General features: G+C 72.2%; 15 protein-coding genes. 7 read left to right on the plus strand and 8 right to left on the minus strand.

Annotated features, from left to right (window positions below):
* Positions 1–110 precede the first annotated feature (110 nt).
* On the plus strand, positions 111–1,133 hold the full coding sequence (locus tag LOC65_RS16725) for a hypothetical protein (protein ID WP_230248345.1): 1,023 nt from the start codon (positions 111–113) through the stop codon (positions 1,131–1,133).
* Positions 1,130–1,696, plus strand: coding sequence for a LemA family protein (locus tag LOC65_RS16730; protein ID WP_009858390.1), 567 nt, complete (start codon positions 1,130–1,132; stop codon positions 1,694–1,696). Before LOC65_RS16725 ends, LOC65_RS16730 begins: the two co-directional genes overlap by 4 nt.
* Before the next feature lie 9 nt (positions 1,697–1,705).
* Here LOC65_RS16730 and LOC65_RS16735 read toward each other — a convergent pair whose 3' ends face one another.
* Positions 1,706–2,134 (minus strand): cytochrome C, encoded by a 429-nt coding sequence (locus tag LOC65_RS16735; protein WP_230248346.1) that lies wholly within the window; start codon positions 2,132–2,134, stop codon positions 1,706–1,708.
* A gap of 92 nt (positions 2,135–2,226) precedes the next feature.
* Here LOC65_RS16735 and LOC65_RS16740 point away from each other — a divergent pair, with 92 nt between their 5' ends.
* Positions 2,227–2,865 carry a methyltransferase domain-containing protein gene (locus LOC65_RS16740; RefSeq protein ID WP_230248347.1) on the plus strand — a complete coding sequence of 213 codons (639 nt, stop codon included), beginning with the start codon at positions 2,227–2,229 and terminating at the stop codon, positions 2,863–2,865.
* Here LOC65_RS16740 and LOC65_RS16745 read toward each other — a convergent pair whose 3' ends face one another.
* Positions 2,866–5,205: a cation-translocating P-type ATPase gene (locus LOC65_RS16745; RefSeq protein ID WP_230248348.1), complete on the minus strand. Its 2,340-nt coding sequence runs from the start codon at positions 5,203–5,205 to the stop codon at positions 2,866–2,868.
* A gap of 60 nt (positions 5,206–5,265) precedes the next feature.
* On the opposite strand from LOC65_RS16745, the gene cadR reads away from it, so the two are divergent.
* Positions 5,266–5,730, plus strand: a complete 465-nt coding sequence (gene cadR / locus LOC65_RS16750) for a Cd(II)/Pb(II)-responsive transcriptional regulator (protein ID WP_230248748.1) — start codon at positions 5,266–5,268, stop codon at positions 5,728–5,730.
* A gap of 12 nt (positions 5,731–5,742) precedes the next feature.
* Here the strand turns inward: cadR and LOC65_RS16755 are convergent, their stop codons facing one another.
* Genes LOC65_RS16755 through LOC65_RS16780 form a run of 6 tightly spaced genes read right to left on the minus strand, consistent with a single transcriptional unit; the run spans position 5,743 to position 10,419 of the window.
* Positions 5,743–6,132: a hypothetical protein gene (locus tag LOC65_RS16755; protein ID WP_230248349.1), complete on the minus strand. Its 390-nt coding sequence runs from the start codon at positions 6,130–6,132 to the stop codon at positions 5,743–5,745.
* Between the two features lie 18 nt (positions 6,133–6,150).
* On the minus strand, positions 6,151–7,008 hold the full coding sequence (gene modD / locus LOC65_RS16760; RefSeq protein ID WP_230248350.1) for a ModD protein: 858 nt from the start codon (positions 7,006–7,008) through the stop codon (positions 6,151–6,153).
* 11 nt (positions 7,009–7,019) lie between these two features.
* The gene (modC, locus tag LOC65_RS16765; protein WP_230248351.1) at positions 7,020–8,147 is read right to left on the minus strand and encodes a molybdenum ABC transporter ATP-binding protein; all 1,128 of its coding nucleotides are present in this window, start codon (positions 8,145–8,147) and stop codon (positions 7,020–7,022) included.
* The gene (gene modB / locus LOC65_RS16770) at positions 8,144–8,821 is read right to left on the minus strand and encodes a molybdate ABC transporter permease subunit (RefSeq protein ID WP_230248352.1); all 678 of its coding nucleotides are present in this window, start codon (positions 8,819–8,821) and stop codon (positions 8,144–8,146) included. Before modB ends, modC begins: the two co-directional genes overlap by 4 nt.
* A gap of 18 nt (positions 8,822–8,839) precedes the next feature.
* Entirely contained in the window at positions 8,840–9,589 is a 750-nt protein-coding gene (gene modA / locus LOC65_RS16775; RefSeq protein WP_230248353.1) for a molybdate ABC transporter substrate-binding protein, read from the minus strand.
* Positions 9,590–9,633: 44 nt separating this feature from the next.
* Positions 9,634–10,419, minus strand: a complete 786-nt coding sequence (locus tag LOC65_RS16780; protein WP_230248354.1) for a TOBE domain-containing protein — start codon at positions 10,417–10,419, stop codon at positions 9,634–9,636.
* A gap of 264 nt (positions 10,420–10,683) precedes the next feature.
* Here LOC65_RS16780 and LOC65_RS16785 point away from each other — a divergent pair, with 264 nt between their 5' ends.
* The 3 genes from LOC65_RS16785 to LOC65_RS16795 all read left to right on the plus strand — a co-directional run bounded on the left by LOC65_RS16785 (position 10,684) and on the right by LOC65_RS16795 (position 13,532).
* On the plus strand, positions 10,684–11,115 hold the full coding sequence (locus LOC65_RS16785) for a molybdopterin-binding protein (protein WP_230248355.1): 432 nt from the start codon (positions 10,684–10,686) through the stop codon (positions 11,113–11,115).
* 315 nt (positions 11,116–11,430) lie between these two features.
* The gene (gene hppD, locus LOC65_RS16790; protein ID WP_009858403.1) at positions 11,431–12,525 is read left to right on the plus strand and encodes a 4-hydroxyphenylpyruvate dioxygenase; all 1,095 of its coding nucleotides are present in this window, start codon (positions 11,431–11,433) and stop codon (positions 12,523–12,525) included.
* Positions 12,526–13,019: 494 nt separating this feature from the next.
* Complete coding sequence (locus LOC65_RS16795) at positions 13,020–13,532, plus strand: hypothetical protein (RefSeq protein WP_230248356.1); 513 nt, start codon at positions 13,020–13,022, stop codon at positions 13,530–13,532.
* The last annotated feature ends 173 nt before the right edge of the window (positions 13,533–13,705 follow it).

A 13,705-nucleotide genomic window follows, 5' to 3' on the forward strand; every position in this document is an offset into this window, starting at 1 on the left:
ATCGCCGGTGCGATGGCTGCGCCCGCGCGCCTCCGTGGCATGCTCGCGCTCGCGCCGATGTCCAGATCCTGCCGCCACCAACGTCGTGCCGCGTGCCTGCGAGGTGCGCCGTGATCCCGCTTCTGCTGCGCATGAAGCGGGCAGCGCGTCTGGCCGCCTCGCTGCCGTCCAAGGCGCTGCTGCTGGCCGAGGTCGACCGGCACGCCGGCCGCGACGGCCGCATCGTGCGCGCCAACCCCTTGCCGCTGATCGTCGCGGCCGTGCTCGCGCTCGTCGCCGCCGCCTGGCGCCACGACGCCGGCGAGGACGGCCAGGCGTTGCTCGCCGGGCTGGTGGCGCTGGTCTGCGGCGGCCTGCTGCTGGCCACGTGGTCGGCGCGCCGCGCCTTCATCGACGCCGTGCTGACGCAGGCCGCGATGCTCGACCGCGAACTCGTCACCGTCGCCTGCGACGGCAAGGCGCTGTGGCGCGACTGGCGCGCGCGTTTTCCCGACTTCGAGCGTGGCGACGAGGATCAGAGCATCGACCGCCTCGTCCAGGGCGGATGGACCGACGACGCCGGCCGGCTGCACACCATCGCCTGCTACCGCTTCCGCTGGGTCGAGGTGGAGGACCAATCGCGCACCGACGCCGACGGCCGCCACCACCGCGACACGCGGCGCACCACGCACCACCGCCACGGTGTCGTCGTCGACCTGGCGCCGCCGCTGGTGCTGGGCGTCTCCGAGGTGCGCAAGCCGCGCATGCCGGTGCCGTGGAGCACCGCGTCGATCGAGTTCGGTGAACGCTGGCGCGCCGGCGCCGCCAGCGAGATGCAGGCCGCGCGGCTGCTGACGCCGTCGGTCGTGCAGGCCTTCGTCGAGGCCGGGCGCCACTTCAAGGCGATGGATTTCCACTTCATCGGCGACACCGGCTGCATCTCGTTTTCCGACGACGACCTGCTGGCGCGTGCCGACGCCGTGCGGCGCACCGACCGCGTCGACGAGCTGCGCTGGCGCGTGCGCTCGACCGCCACGATGCCCAAGCTCGAGGCGCTGACCGTGCTGCTGCGTGTGCTGGCCGACGCCGCCGCCGAGCTGCAGCCGCGGCCCGCCGCCGAGCCCCCGATCCCGTCCCGAAAGGCCTTCCCGTGAACACCACCCTGATCGTCGTGCTGGCCGCCATCGCCGTCGCTTGCGGCGTCGTCGTCATCCACAACGGCATCGTCTCGCGCCGCAACGCGGTGCGCCGCGCCTGGGCCGACGTGCTGGCCTACGAGCGCCAGAAGCAGCAGACGCTGCCGAAGCTGGAGGAGCTGGTCGGCTCCTACCAGGAGTACGAGCGTGGCCTGCTGACCAGCGTGACGCAGCTGCGCGAGAGCCTGGGCCGCCTGGGCAACCAGCCCGACGGCATCGCGCTGGCCCAGGCCGAACGCGCCAGCGCCGAGCTGCTGAAGGGGCTGCGCATCGCCGTCGAGGCCTATCCCGAGCTGCAGGCCGCCGGTGCGCTGCGCGAGCTGATGGCGCAGCTCGTGGACCTGCAGAAGGAAGTGACGGCGGCGCTGACGATCTTCAGCCGCAACGTCGAGCTCTACAACACCGGGCTGGAGGTGTTCCCGGCTTCGCTGGTCAACGCGGCGGTCACGCGCGCGCAGCCGGTCGAACCCTTCACCGACCCGCGCGCGGCGTCGGCTTTCGACTACCGCCCGCGGCTCTGAGCCGCGCCGTCAGCGCGTGCGCCAGGCGTGATGGCAGACGACGCAGGTCGTCGTCAGCTCGCCCAGCCGGCGCAGCGCCAGCGCCTGGTCGCCGGCTCTGGCGGCCTCGGCGAAGCGGTTCGCCGCCTGGTGGCCTTCGATGCCCATGCGGTGCATCGCCTGCGGCATCTGCGGCCCGGGGCGCGCGTCCATCGGCAGCGCGCGGTTGCGGCCCATCGCGCCGAAGCCGAGTTCGGTGTCGGCCACCGCCGCGGCCTCGGCCAGCTTGCCGTCGGCCACCAGCGTGATCAGCTCGTTGAGCGCACGCAGGTTGCCCAGCATCTCGTCGCGCAGCGTGGCCTGCGCGGCCGGCGTCAGCGGGGCGAACGTGCGCCCGTCTTCGGCCGCGAAGACGGCGGGGGCGCAGACGAGGCAGGCGAGGGCGACGGCACGGCGCATGGGCAGGCTCCAGGCAGGCTGACGCCGCGATGCTACCCCCGGGGGTTCCGGGGCCGGCTGCGGGGCCTCCCGGGACGTGGCCAAATCGGCGCATGAGCCGAGACAACACCCCCGTCTTCGACGACCCCGCCGGCGGCTGGAACCAGCGTTACCGCGCCGAGGGTTACCTGTTCGGCACGGCGCCCAACGCCTACCTGGAGAGCCTGGCGGCGCGGCTGCCGGCCGGCGGGCGCGCGCTGTGTGTCGCCGACGGCGAAGGCCGCAACAGCGTCTGGCTGGCGAGGCGCGGTTTCGAGGTCGACGCCTTCGACATCTCGGACGTCGCGGTGGCCAAGGCGCGGCGCTTGGCGGCCGAGGCCGGCGTCGCGGTGCATTACGAAGTCGCCGGCTGCGAGGACTGGGCCTGGCGCGAAGCGGCCTACGACCTGGTCGCCGCGGTCTTCGTGCAGTTCGCCGACCCGCCGACGCGCGCTCGCCTGTTCGAGCGCATGGCGCGCGCACTGCGCCCGGGCGGCTGCCTGGTGCTGCAGGGCTACACGCCGGCGCAGCTGGCCTACCGCAGCGGCGGGCCGGGGCGCCTGGACCACCTCTACACGCCCGAGCTGCTGCGCGAAGCCTTCGCCGGGCTGGAGATCCTGGACCTCGCCGAGTACGAGGCCGAACTCGCCGAAGGCACGCAGCACGTCGGCCGGGCGGCGCTGATCGGCCTGCTGGCGCGCCGCCCCGGCTGATCAGCCTTTCGCGCGGCGCAGCAGCCGCAGGCCGTTGAAGACGACGATCAGGCTGGCGCCCATGTCGGCGAAGACGGCCATCCACATCGTCGCGTCGTCGAACACCGCCAGCGCCAGGAACACCGCCTTGATGCCCAGCGCGAGCACGATGTTCTGCACCAGCACCGCGTGCGTCGCGCGCGACAGGCGAACGGTCTCGGCGACGCGGCGCGGGTCGTCGTTCATCACGACGACGTCGGCGGCCTCGATCGCGACGTCGGTGCCGGCGGCGCCCATCGCGATGCCCAGGTCGCTGCGCGCCAGCGCCGGGGCGTCGTTCAGGCCGTCGCCGGCCATCGCCGTCGGGCCGTGGCGGCGCTGCAGCGCCTCGATCGCCGCCAGCTTGTCCTCGGGCAGCAGGTCGGCACGCACTTCGGCGATGCCGGCTTCGGCGGCCACCGCCTGCGCCGCGGCGCCGTGGTCGCCGCTCAGCATCACCGGCACGACGCCCAGCGCCTTCAGCGCCGAGACCGCGTCGCGTGCGCCGGGTTTCAGCGTGTCGGCGACGGCGAACAGCGCCAGCGCCTGCGCGCCGCGGCCCAGCAGCGTCAGGCCGCGGCCCTGGCGTTCGTGCTCGGCCAGCGCCGCTTCGAGCTCGGGCGTCAGCGCGCCGCGTTCGGCGGCCAGGCGGCGGCTGCCCAGCCAGACGGCGGCGCCGTCGGCTTCGGCGACGACACCACGCCCGTGCAGCGCCTGCACCGCGCTGACGGCCGCTGCTGCGGCCGGCGCCAGGCCGGCGGCGATGGCGCGTGACACCGGGTGGTCGGTCTGCGCCGCCAGCGCGGCGCCCAGCGCACGCGCCGCGGCCTCGTCACCGGCCAGCGTCTGCCAGTGCACGAGACGCGGCCGGCCTTCGGTCAGCGTGCCGGTCTTGTCGAACGCGACGGCGCGGATGCGGCGCGCGGCTTCGAGGTGCGCGCCGCCCTTGAGCAGCACGCCGCGCCGCGCCGCCGCCGCCAGGCCGCTGGACAGCGCCACCGGCGTCGAGATCACCAGCGCGCAGGGGCAGGCGATGACCAGCAGCACCAGCGCCTTGTACAGCGCCGCGGTCCAGCCCCAGCCGGCGACGAGCGGCCCGCCCAGCGCCACCGCCAGCGCGACGGCGAACACGGCCGGCGTGTAGACCGCGGCGAAGCGGTCGACGAAACGCTGCGTCGGCGCGCGCGAGGCCTGCGCGTGTTCGACGGCTTCGACGATGCGCGCCAGCGTCGAGCGCGAGGCTGGCGCCGTGATGCGCGCCTCGACCGCGCCCGACAGGTTCAGCGTGCCGGCGAACAGCGCGTCGCCGGGCTGCTTGTCCACCGGCAGGCTCTCGCCGGTGACGGCGGCCTGGTCGACGCTGGTCGTGCCGTCCGTCAGCACGGCGTCGACCGGGAAACGTTCGCCCGGGCGCACCCGCAGCGTCTCGCCGACGGCGGCTTCGGCCACCGGCACCGTGACCCAGCCGCCGGCGCGGCGCAGCGTCGCGACCTCGGGCGCCATCGCCATCAGCGCGGCGATCGCGCCGCGTGCGCGGTCCACCGCGCGCGCTTCGATCAGCTCGGCGACGGTGTACAGCGCCATCACCATCGCCGCCTCGGGCCACTGGCCGATCGCGAAAGCGCCGACGACGGCCACCGACATCAGCGCGTTGATGTCCAGCCGGCGGCGCGCCAGCGCGGCGAAACCCTTCTTCAGCACGCCCAGGCCGGCGAGTGCGATGGCCGCGGCGGCGAGCGCCATGCCGGCCCATTCGGCGGTCTGGGAGGCCGGCAGCAGGGCGTGCAGCAGTTCGGCCGCGGCGGCCAGCGCCAGCGCCGCGCCCAGGCGCGGCAGGCCGGCGGCACGCCACCAGGGCAGCGGCGCGGCGTCGTCGGCCAGCGGCTCGGCGGCGAAGCCGGCGCGGCGGATCGCGGCCAGCGCGGCGTCGCGTGCCGCCGGTTCGGCGTCCAGGCGCAGCGTGCGTTCGGCGAGCGCGAAATGCAGCCTGCGGATGCCGGCGATGCCTTCGAGCGCGCGGCGGATCTGCGCCTCCTCGACGGCGCAGTCCATCGCCGGGATGCGCAGCTTCAGGCCGGGGCCGCCGGGGTCGGGCGTCGCGTCGGCGGGTGTCGCGCAGGCGCCGCCGCAGCAGTCGTGTTCGTGCGCGTGCCCATGGGCCTGGTCGTGCTCGTGCGCGTGGTCATGCCCGTGATCGTGCGAATGTCCGTGGGCGGCTTCCGGCGTCTGCCGGCGCCGCGTCGGCATCGGCAGAGCCACGGCCACCGGCGTGCAGCCGCAGCCTTCGCCGCAGCCGTCGGAATCGGTCTTCTTCGTGTCCATGGCGCCATTGCAGACCCTGTAGCGGGTTTAGAGTCAAGCGTCGGACACGAAAGGATGGTCATGCGCATCGGCGAACTCGCGGCGGCCTGCGGCACGCCGGTCGAAACGATCCGCTATTACGAACGCGAAGGCCTGCTGCCGGCACCGCCGCGTTCGGGCGGCAACTACCGCGTCTACGGCGACGCCGAGCTGGAGCGCCTGGCTTTCATCCGCCAGTGCCGGGCGCTGGACATGTCGCTGGACGAGGTGCGCGCGCTGCTCGCCTTCCGCGACGCGCCGCCGGCCGACTGCAGCGGCGTCAATACGCTGCTGGACGAACACATCGGCCACGTCGTGCACCGCATCGAGGAACTGCGCGCGCTGGAAGCCTCGCTGCGGGCGCTGCGTGCGCGCTGCGACACGCCGGGTGACGGCGCCGCCTGCGGCATCCTCAGTGGTCTGGGCCAGGTGGCGCTGCCCGAGGCCGCGCCGCACACCGGCGGCGTGCACGAACACGCGGCGACGCACGCGCCGCGGCGGCGCTGAAGGCGCGCGGGCTCAGCGCGGCATCGTCTCCGACAGGTAGAAGCGGGCGCTCTCCTCGGGCGGGCAGCGGCCGTAGTGCAGCACCGACTCGTGCACCAGCCAGCGCCCGTCGCGCAGCCGCCAGGCGGTGGTGCATTCGGTGACCGAGGTCGTTTCGACGAACTCCTCGTCGTCGTCGGACGCCGGTGCGGCCAGGCGGTGGCGGCTGGCGCAGAAGCTGGGCGAACCGTCGGCGGCGTAGCCCAGCGTGCGTTCGGCCGGCAGCTCGTCGTCGGCGTGGTGCTCGCAGCGTTGCGGCGGCACGACCAGCGGGCGCAGCGTGTCGGGCAGCAGCAGGTTCCAGTCCTCCGGCGGCCGGGGGGCGCAGCAGGGCGGCGGCGGGGCGGCGAGCGGGCGGGCCATCGGCATGCTCCTTCGGAGTCAGGCGACGTCGGCGTCGCCGGGATGGAACTCGACACGCACGTCGCAAGGCGGCGCGCTGTAGGGGGCGGAGCTGACCAGCAGGTCGGCCCCGGCGGCGGCGTAGGCCGCGGCGTTGCCGGCGTTGACGCCGCCGGCTGCCGCCAGCCGCGGGCGCCGTGGCAGCGACTGCAGGCGTGCGTGACTCTCGGCGACCTGCGCCGGGTTGAACTTCTCCAGCTGCAGCACGTCGGCGCCGGCTTCGGCCCAGGCCAGCGCCTCGTCGACGCTGCGCACCTCGACGACCACCGTCTTCTCGGGCTCGGCGGCGCGCAGCCGCGCCACCGTGGCCGCCGGCGCCTCGCGCAGGTAGAGCCGGTGTTCGGGGAAGACGAGCAGCGTTTCCGACAGCCCCAGCCGGTGCATCGTCGCGCCGCCAGCGCGCACCGCCTTGGCGGACAGCCACTTGGTGCCGGGCACGTTCTTGCGTGTGCAGGCCACCGGCACCGCGCGGCCGCTGTCGCGCGCCGCGGCCACCAGCGCGGCGCTGGCGGTGGCGATGCCCGAGGCCCATTCGACCAGCGTCTGCGCCGTCTTCCAGGCGGCGTGCAGCGCCGGCACCGGGCCTTGCGCGGCGAGCAGGCGTTCACCCGCCGCGACCGCACGGCCGCTGGGCACCAGGCGCCGCGCCGTGGCGCCGGCGAGCTGGAACAGGCGCTCGGCCTCCTCGGTGGCGCAGACCGTCATCGCGCCGCGTGCGCGGAACTCCAGCCGCGCCGGTGCCGCCGCCGCCAGGCCCAGCGCCTCGGTCGTCAGGTCGCCGCAGGGCACGTCGTCGTGCAGCAGCGCCAGCAGTTCGGGGTCGGGCAGGGTGTTCATCGCGGCGGTCCTCAGGCGAGCAGCGCGACGGCCTTGATCTGCGCCCAGACCGGGCGCCCCGGCACCAGCCCGAGCTGGTCGCGCGACAGCCGGGTGATGCGCGCCACCAGCGGCGTGCCGCCGGCGTCCAGGCGCAGCAGCAGGTGCGCCGGCGTGTCGGCCGGCGCCTCGGCGACGACGGTGGCGGCGACGCGGTTGAGGATCGAGCTGTCGCCCGAGGCCGACAGCGCGACGCTGACGTCGCGCGCCCGCACCTGCAGCCGCAGCCGCCGGCCGACGGGCTCGGGCCCGTGCGCGACCTGCACGCGCCCGCCGGGGAAGGCGATCGTCACCAGGCCGTAGTGCAGGTCGTGCTCGACGACGCGGCCATCGATGACGACGCCGGCGTCCTCGCCCTGCGCGGTGGGCAGGTCCAGCCGCGCCATCAGCTCGGCCAGCGGGCCGTGGGCGACGACGCGGCCGCTGTCCAGCAGCACCAGGTGGTCGGCCAGCCGCGCCACCTCGTCGGGCGCGTGGCTGACGTAGAGGATGGGCAGGTCGAGCTCGGCGTGCAGCTTCTCGAGGAAGGGCAGGATCTCGCGCTTGCGCGCCTGGTCCAGCGCGGCCAGCGGCTCGTCCATCAGCAGCAGGCGCGGGCTGGTCAGCAGCGCCCGCGCGACGGCGACACGCTGGCGCTCGCCGCCGGACAGATGCGCCGGCTTGCGCTCCAGCAGGTGGGCGATGCCCATCAGCGCGACGGCGGCGTCGAAGTCGACACGGCGATCGGCCGCCGCGATGCGCTTGCGGCCGAAGTCGAGGTTGGCGCGCACCGTCAGGTGTTCGAACAGGCTGGCGTCCTGGAAGACGACGCCGACCGGGCGCTTGTGCGTCGGCACGAAGAGGCCGCGTGCGTCGTCCTGCCAGCACTCGCCGCCGACGACGAGCCGGCCGCGGTGGCGTTCCAGCCCGGCGATGGCGCGCAGCAGCGTCGTCTTGCCCGAGCCCGACGGCCCGAACAGCGCGGTGACGCCGCGGCCCGGCAGCTGCAGATCGGCCTGCAGCCGGAAGCCGGGGTAATCGACGTCGAAACGCGCTTCGATCGGCGCACGCGGCTCGGCCGCACGTTCGACGGCCTGCGCTTCGGGGCGGCCGGCGTTCATGCCCGCCTCCGCGACGGGTTCAGCGTGTAGAGCAGCAGCAGCACCGTGAAGCTGAAGACGAGCATCACCGCGGCCAGCGTGTGGGCCTGGGCGTACTCCATCGCCTCGACGTGGTCGTAGATCTGCACCGAGACGACGCGCGTCTGCTCGGGGATGTTGCCGCCGATCATCAGCACGACGCCGAACTCGCCGACGGTGTGCGCGAAGCCGAGGATGGAGGCGGTGAGGAAACCCGGCCGCGCCAGCGGCACGACGACGCTGAAGAAGGTGTCCAGCGGCCCGGCGCGCAGCGTCGCCGCGGCTTCCAGCGGCCGGTCGCCCAGCGCCTCGAAGGCGTTCTGCAGCGGCTGCACGACGAAAGGCATCGAATAGAACACCGAGGCCACGACCAGCCCGGCGAAGGTGAAGGGCAGGCGGCCGATGCCGAGCCACTCGGTGAACGCGCCGACGGGGCCGTGCGGCCCCATCGCCAGCAGCAGGTAGAAGCCCAGCACCGTCGGCGGCAGCACCAGCGGCAGCGCGACGACGGCGCCGACCGGGCCCTTCCACCACGAGCGCGTGCGCGCCAGCCACCACGCGATCGGCGTGCCGATGACGAGCAGCAGCGCGGTGACCACCGTCGCCAGCTCCAGCGTCAGCCGGATCGCGCCCCAGTCTTCGCTGCTGAACGGCATCTATGGGCTCCGGGGCGCTTACGGTGCGGCCTGATATCCGTAGGCGCGGATGACGGTCAGCGCCTTCTCGCTCTTCAGGTAGGCCAGCCAAGCCTTGGCCGCGGGGTTGGCGGCGCCCTTGGCCAGCACCACCGCGTCCTGGCGGATCGGCTGGTGCAGCTTGGCCGGCACGATCCAGGCCGAACCGCTCTTCAGCGCGCCGTCCTCGAAGACCTGCGACAGCGCGACGAAACCGAGCGGCGCGTTGCCGGTGGCGACGAACTGGTAGGCCTGGGCGATGTTCTCGCCCTGCACCAGCTTGGGCGTCACGGCGTCGAAGACACCCAGCGCCTTCATCGTCTCGACGGCGGCGGCGCCGTAGGGTGCGGTCTTCGGGTTGGCGATGGCCACGCGCTCGAAGTGGCCGCTCTTCAGCACCGCGCCCTGGGCGTCAACGACACCCGGCTGCGCGCTCCACAGCACCAGCGTGCCGATCGCGTAGGTGAAACGGGTGCCCGGCGCGGCCTGGCCTTCCTTCTCCAGCTTGGCCGGCGTCTCGTCGTCGGCCGACAGCAGCACCTCGAACGGCGCGCCGTTGGTGATCTGCGCGTAGAACTTGCCGGTGGCGCCGAAGCTCAGCTTGGCGACGTGGCCGGTGTCCTTCTCGAACTGGGCGGCGATCTTCTGCGCCGGCGCGGTGAAGTTGGCGGCCACGGCCACCTGCACCTCCTCGGCATGGGCCAGGCTGGCGGTGAAGAGCAGGGCGGCGAGGGCGATCGGGTTCTTCATGCGGGAAAGCTCCGTGTGACGGGGGACGGGGAACGGGACAGGCGTCAGTCGTAGGTGGCCAGGATCACCGCCGAGGACTTGAACAGCGCGCCGGCGGCCATGCCGGGCACCAGGCCCAGCGCCTCGACGCTGCCGTGCGTGACGACGGCCGCGACGCTGCGGCCACCGGGCAGCGCGATGACGACCTCGTCGTTGACGATGCCGGCGTGCACCGCCGAGACCTCGCCCCAGAGCTGGTTGCGCGCCGTGACGCGCATGCCGCGCTCGGTGGTGACCAGCACCGAACTCGACTTCACCAGCGCCAGCACCTCCTGGCCGATGGCCAGGCCCAGGTTCTCGGCACTGGCCTGGGTGATGACGGCGACGATCTCGGTGGCGTCGTCCAGCGCCAGGCGCACCTCGTAGTCGACGCGGCCGTCGCGCAGGCCGACGATGCGGCCGTGGAACTGGTTGCGTGCGCTGCTGCGCATCGAGGCGCGGCGCATCAGCTGGCGGAAGGCGCGCACGTCGGACGCGCCGGCGTCGGGCAGGTGCGCGGCGACGCGGTCGAGCACCGTCTGGTACTCGCTCTCCAGCGCGCGGTACATCGCGACGACGCGCCGGCCGTAGTCGGTGAGCCGGGTGCCGCCGCCCTGGCGGCCTCCGGTGACCCGCTCGACCAGCGGCTGCGGCGCCAGGTTGTTCAGCGTGTCGATCGCGTCCCAGGCGGCCTTGTACGACAGCGGCACGGCCTTGGCGGCCTGGTTGATCGAGCCGTGGCGGTCGATGGCTTCGAGCAGGCGCACACGGGTCTCGCCCAGCGAGGCGCCGCCGTCGGTGTCCAGCGTCATGCGGGCGGCGAAGCGGGGGGGCGGCGTCGGAGTCCATCGTGTTCGGCATTTCTATGTACCGCGGTAGATAGCGAAAGCCGTGCCACCACGGCCGTCCTGCGCCCGCCGGATGCGGGCGTGGTGCGATGCCGTCGTTATGGTGGCATCGACATAGGCGTGGCCCTTAGAGTGGCTTGCATCGGGCCGACGCTGTCGGGTGCCCGACATTCTATGTAGGCAACACTACAAAAAACCCGTCAGAGCCTGCAACACAAGGGAAGCACGATGAAGATCAGCGCACGCAACGTTCTCCGCGGCACCGTCTCGGCGGTCAAGGCCGGTGCCGTCAATGCCGAAGTCCATGTCGATCTGGGGGCGGGCGATCAGCTGACGGCCATCGTCACGCTGGCCAGCTGCACCGATCTGGAGCTGGCCCCGGGCCAGCCGGTGGTGGCGCTGGTCAAGGCGCCCTGGGTCATCGTGATGACCGGCGACAGCGAGCTGAAGCTGTCGGCGCGCAACCAGCTGGCCGGCACCGTCAGCGCCGTCGAGACCGGCGCCGTGAACGCCGAGGTCGTCATCACGCTGCCGGGTGGCGCGCAGATCGCCGCCATCGTCACCAAGGAAGCCGTGAAGGACCTGGGCCTGGCGCCGGGTGTGGCGGCCACGGCCGTCATCAAGGCTTCGCACGTGGTCCTCGGCGTTCCGAAGGCCTGAGCGCCGCCCCGGCGTTTATCCCGAGGCCGGCGCCCCCGGCCCGGGCTTAGGCTGGCATCCGGCAGGCAAGGCGGCGCGCCGGTGGCGCGCGCCGCGGTTCCCCTGCCTTCGCACGATGCCCGCCACCCGCTCCTCCACCTGTCTCCGTCGCTGCGCGCCCCTGGCGCGCCGGGCTGGCCGTGTGCACGAGCGGGCCGCCGCGCTGGCGATGACCTTCGGCGGCCATCTGGCCGTCTCCGTGCGCGGGATCGCGTGCGCGCCGCCGGGCTGCTGAGCCCCGCCGCACGCTTTCAACCGTTCCCCACGGAGACATCCATGCCCGACCTGTTCCCCAATCCGATGGGGCTGCAGGGCTTCGAGTTCGTCGAGTTCGCCTCGCCGACGCCGAACGTCCTGGAGCCGCTGTTCGAGAAGATGGGCTTCGCGCTCGTCGCCCGCCACCGCAGCAAGGACGTCGTCCTGTACCGCCAGGGCGACATCAACTTCATCGTCAACCGCGAGCCCAGGAGCCTGGCCGGCTACTTCGCCGCCGAGCACGGGCCCTGCGCCTGCGCGCTGGCCTTCCGCGTGCGCGACTCGCACCACGCCTACGCGCGTGCGCTGGAACTGGGTGCGCAACCCATCGACGTGCCCACCGGGCCGATGGAGCTGCGCCTGCCGGCCATCCGCGGCATCGGCGGCGCGGCGCTGTACCTGATCGACCGCTTCGAGGACGGCAAGAGCATCTACGACATCGACTTCGAGTTCCTGCCCGGTTATGCCGACCCGGCGGCGCGCCACCCGCAGGGCCACGGCCTGCGCGTCATCGACCACCTGACGCACAACGTCTACCGCGGCCGCATGGCGTTCTGGGGCGGCTTCTACGAGCGGCTGTTCAACTTCCGCGAGATCCGCTACTTCGACATCCAGGGCGAGTACACGGGCCTGACGAGCCGCGCGATGACCGCGCCCGACGGGCTGATCCGCATTCCGCTGAACGAGGAGTCGGGCAAGGGCGGCAGCGGCCAGATCGAAGAGTTCCTGATGAAGTTCAGCGGCGAAGGCATCCAGCACATCGCGCTGCTGACCGACGACCTGGTGGCCACCGTCGACGCGCTGCAGATGGCCGGCGTGCCGCTGATGACGGCGCCCAACGACATCTACTACCAGATGCTCGACGAACGCCTGCCCGGCCACGGCCTGCCGGTGCCCCAACTGCAGGCGCGCGGCATCCTGGTCGACGGCTCGACGAAAGACGGCGACAAGCGGCTGCTGCTGCAGATCTTCTCCGAGACGCTGCTCGGGCCGGTGTTCTTCGAGTTCATCGAGCGCCGGCGCGAGGAGGGTTTCGGCGAAGGCAACTTCAAGGCGCTGTTCGAGAGCCTGGAGCGGGATCAGATTCGGCGGGGGGCGTTGAAGGTGGGGGTGTAGGGGCGCTTCTGGTTTCTTGCGTGTGAGGGTGGCGCTGTTCTGGCTTCTGGCGCTGCCTGTTCGGCTGTCCGGTTCTTCGCGTGAGTCGCGGAGTTCCTGGCGGCTCGTCCGCGAACGACTGTGGCGTGCCACGGCCACCGGGTGGCCGGTTCCGTTCATGTCCCCCGGCCCGGCTGCGCCGGGCCTCCTCCTAATACTTCACTCCACCGGCCACCCGGCGTCCGCGGCAGGGCGTGGCGCGGTCTGTTTGCTCAGGGTTCGCTGACATCCCCCCGAAGGCGGGCGGTGGGCTTGGCGGGGGACGTGGGGCGGCTCAGAATCATCTGCAACCGACGCCGCCTTTGGCGTCATTTTTACGCCTGTGGAACAGGTGGCTCGGCGAGGAGAAACTCAAGCGCAACATAGGTCTGAGTCGCGGGTTGGGCCGTTACGCGAGCGTTCAGTGTGATGGGCGGCGTTGGTGTGCCGCATACGTTGGGTCGCAAAAGTAAGCCATGAATCGTCTCCGAAAAGTAATTGCCGCCGTGGCGCTGGCAGCATTTCCACTGATATGCGCTGCAGAGGGAGTTCAGCTTGGTTCGCTCCAACTGGATCTGCCTGAAGGCTTCAGCGTACGCAGCGCCAAGCAGCCATTCGAGCTCGCTGGGCCAACGGGAGAGAAGGTTCTCGTCACGGTCATGCGATCAAAGGCAGATACATCTGGGGAGCCCAATCCTGATGAGCAAGCCAAGACGGTCTCGTTTGGCAGTGGCTTTCTGCGCAAGCAGGCAGAGCGAGCCGGAAAGCTCGTCTTGCCATCCGCGAACGAGACCCTGACTGACGGGAGTATCCTTGCCTATATCGGCTCCGAAACCTCAGGTCTATTCTCGTCCGGCTACTTCCTGCAGTACATGCTTGTATCCCCAAGCGGCCGGCTTGCCTTCATCACCGTCGAGGGCAAAGGCAATATTGATGACTATCATGCCCGGTATCTTGCGGTCCTGGGCAATGCAACTTGGCTGCCGTAGGTGGAGTGCGGTCTAACCGACCGTTGAAGAACTGATCGCGGGCACGTCCCGGCCGACAAGATGCGGCACCTCGAAGTCATGCATCAGTCTGCTGCGGCTGCACCGGCGACAGAACAGGCAGGACTATATGGCTCGATATGCGCGCATAGGGCTGTCGGCCAAAATCTCGTGCG

The sequence above is a fragment of the Rubrivivax sp. JA1055 genome, assembly GCF_020966565.1.
In the GTDB taxonomy this organism is placed as follows: Bacteria; Pseudomonadota; Gammaproteobacteria; order Burkholderiales; family Burkholderiaceae_C; genus Rubrivivax; species Rubrivivax benzoatilyticus.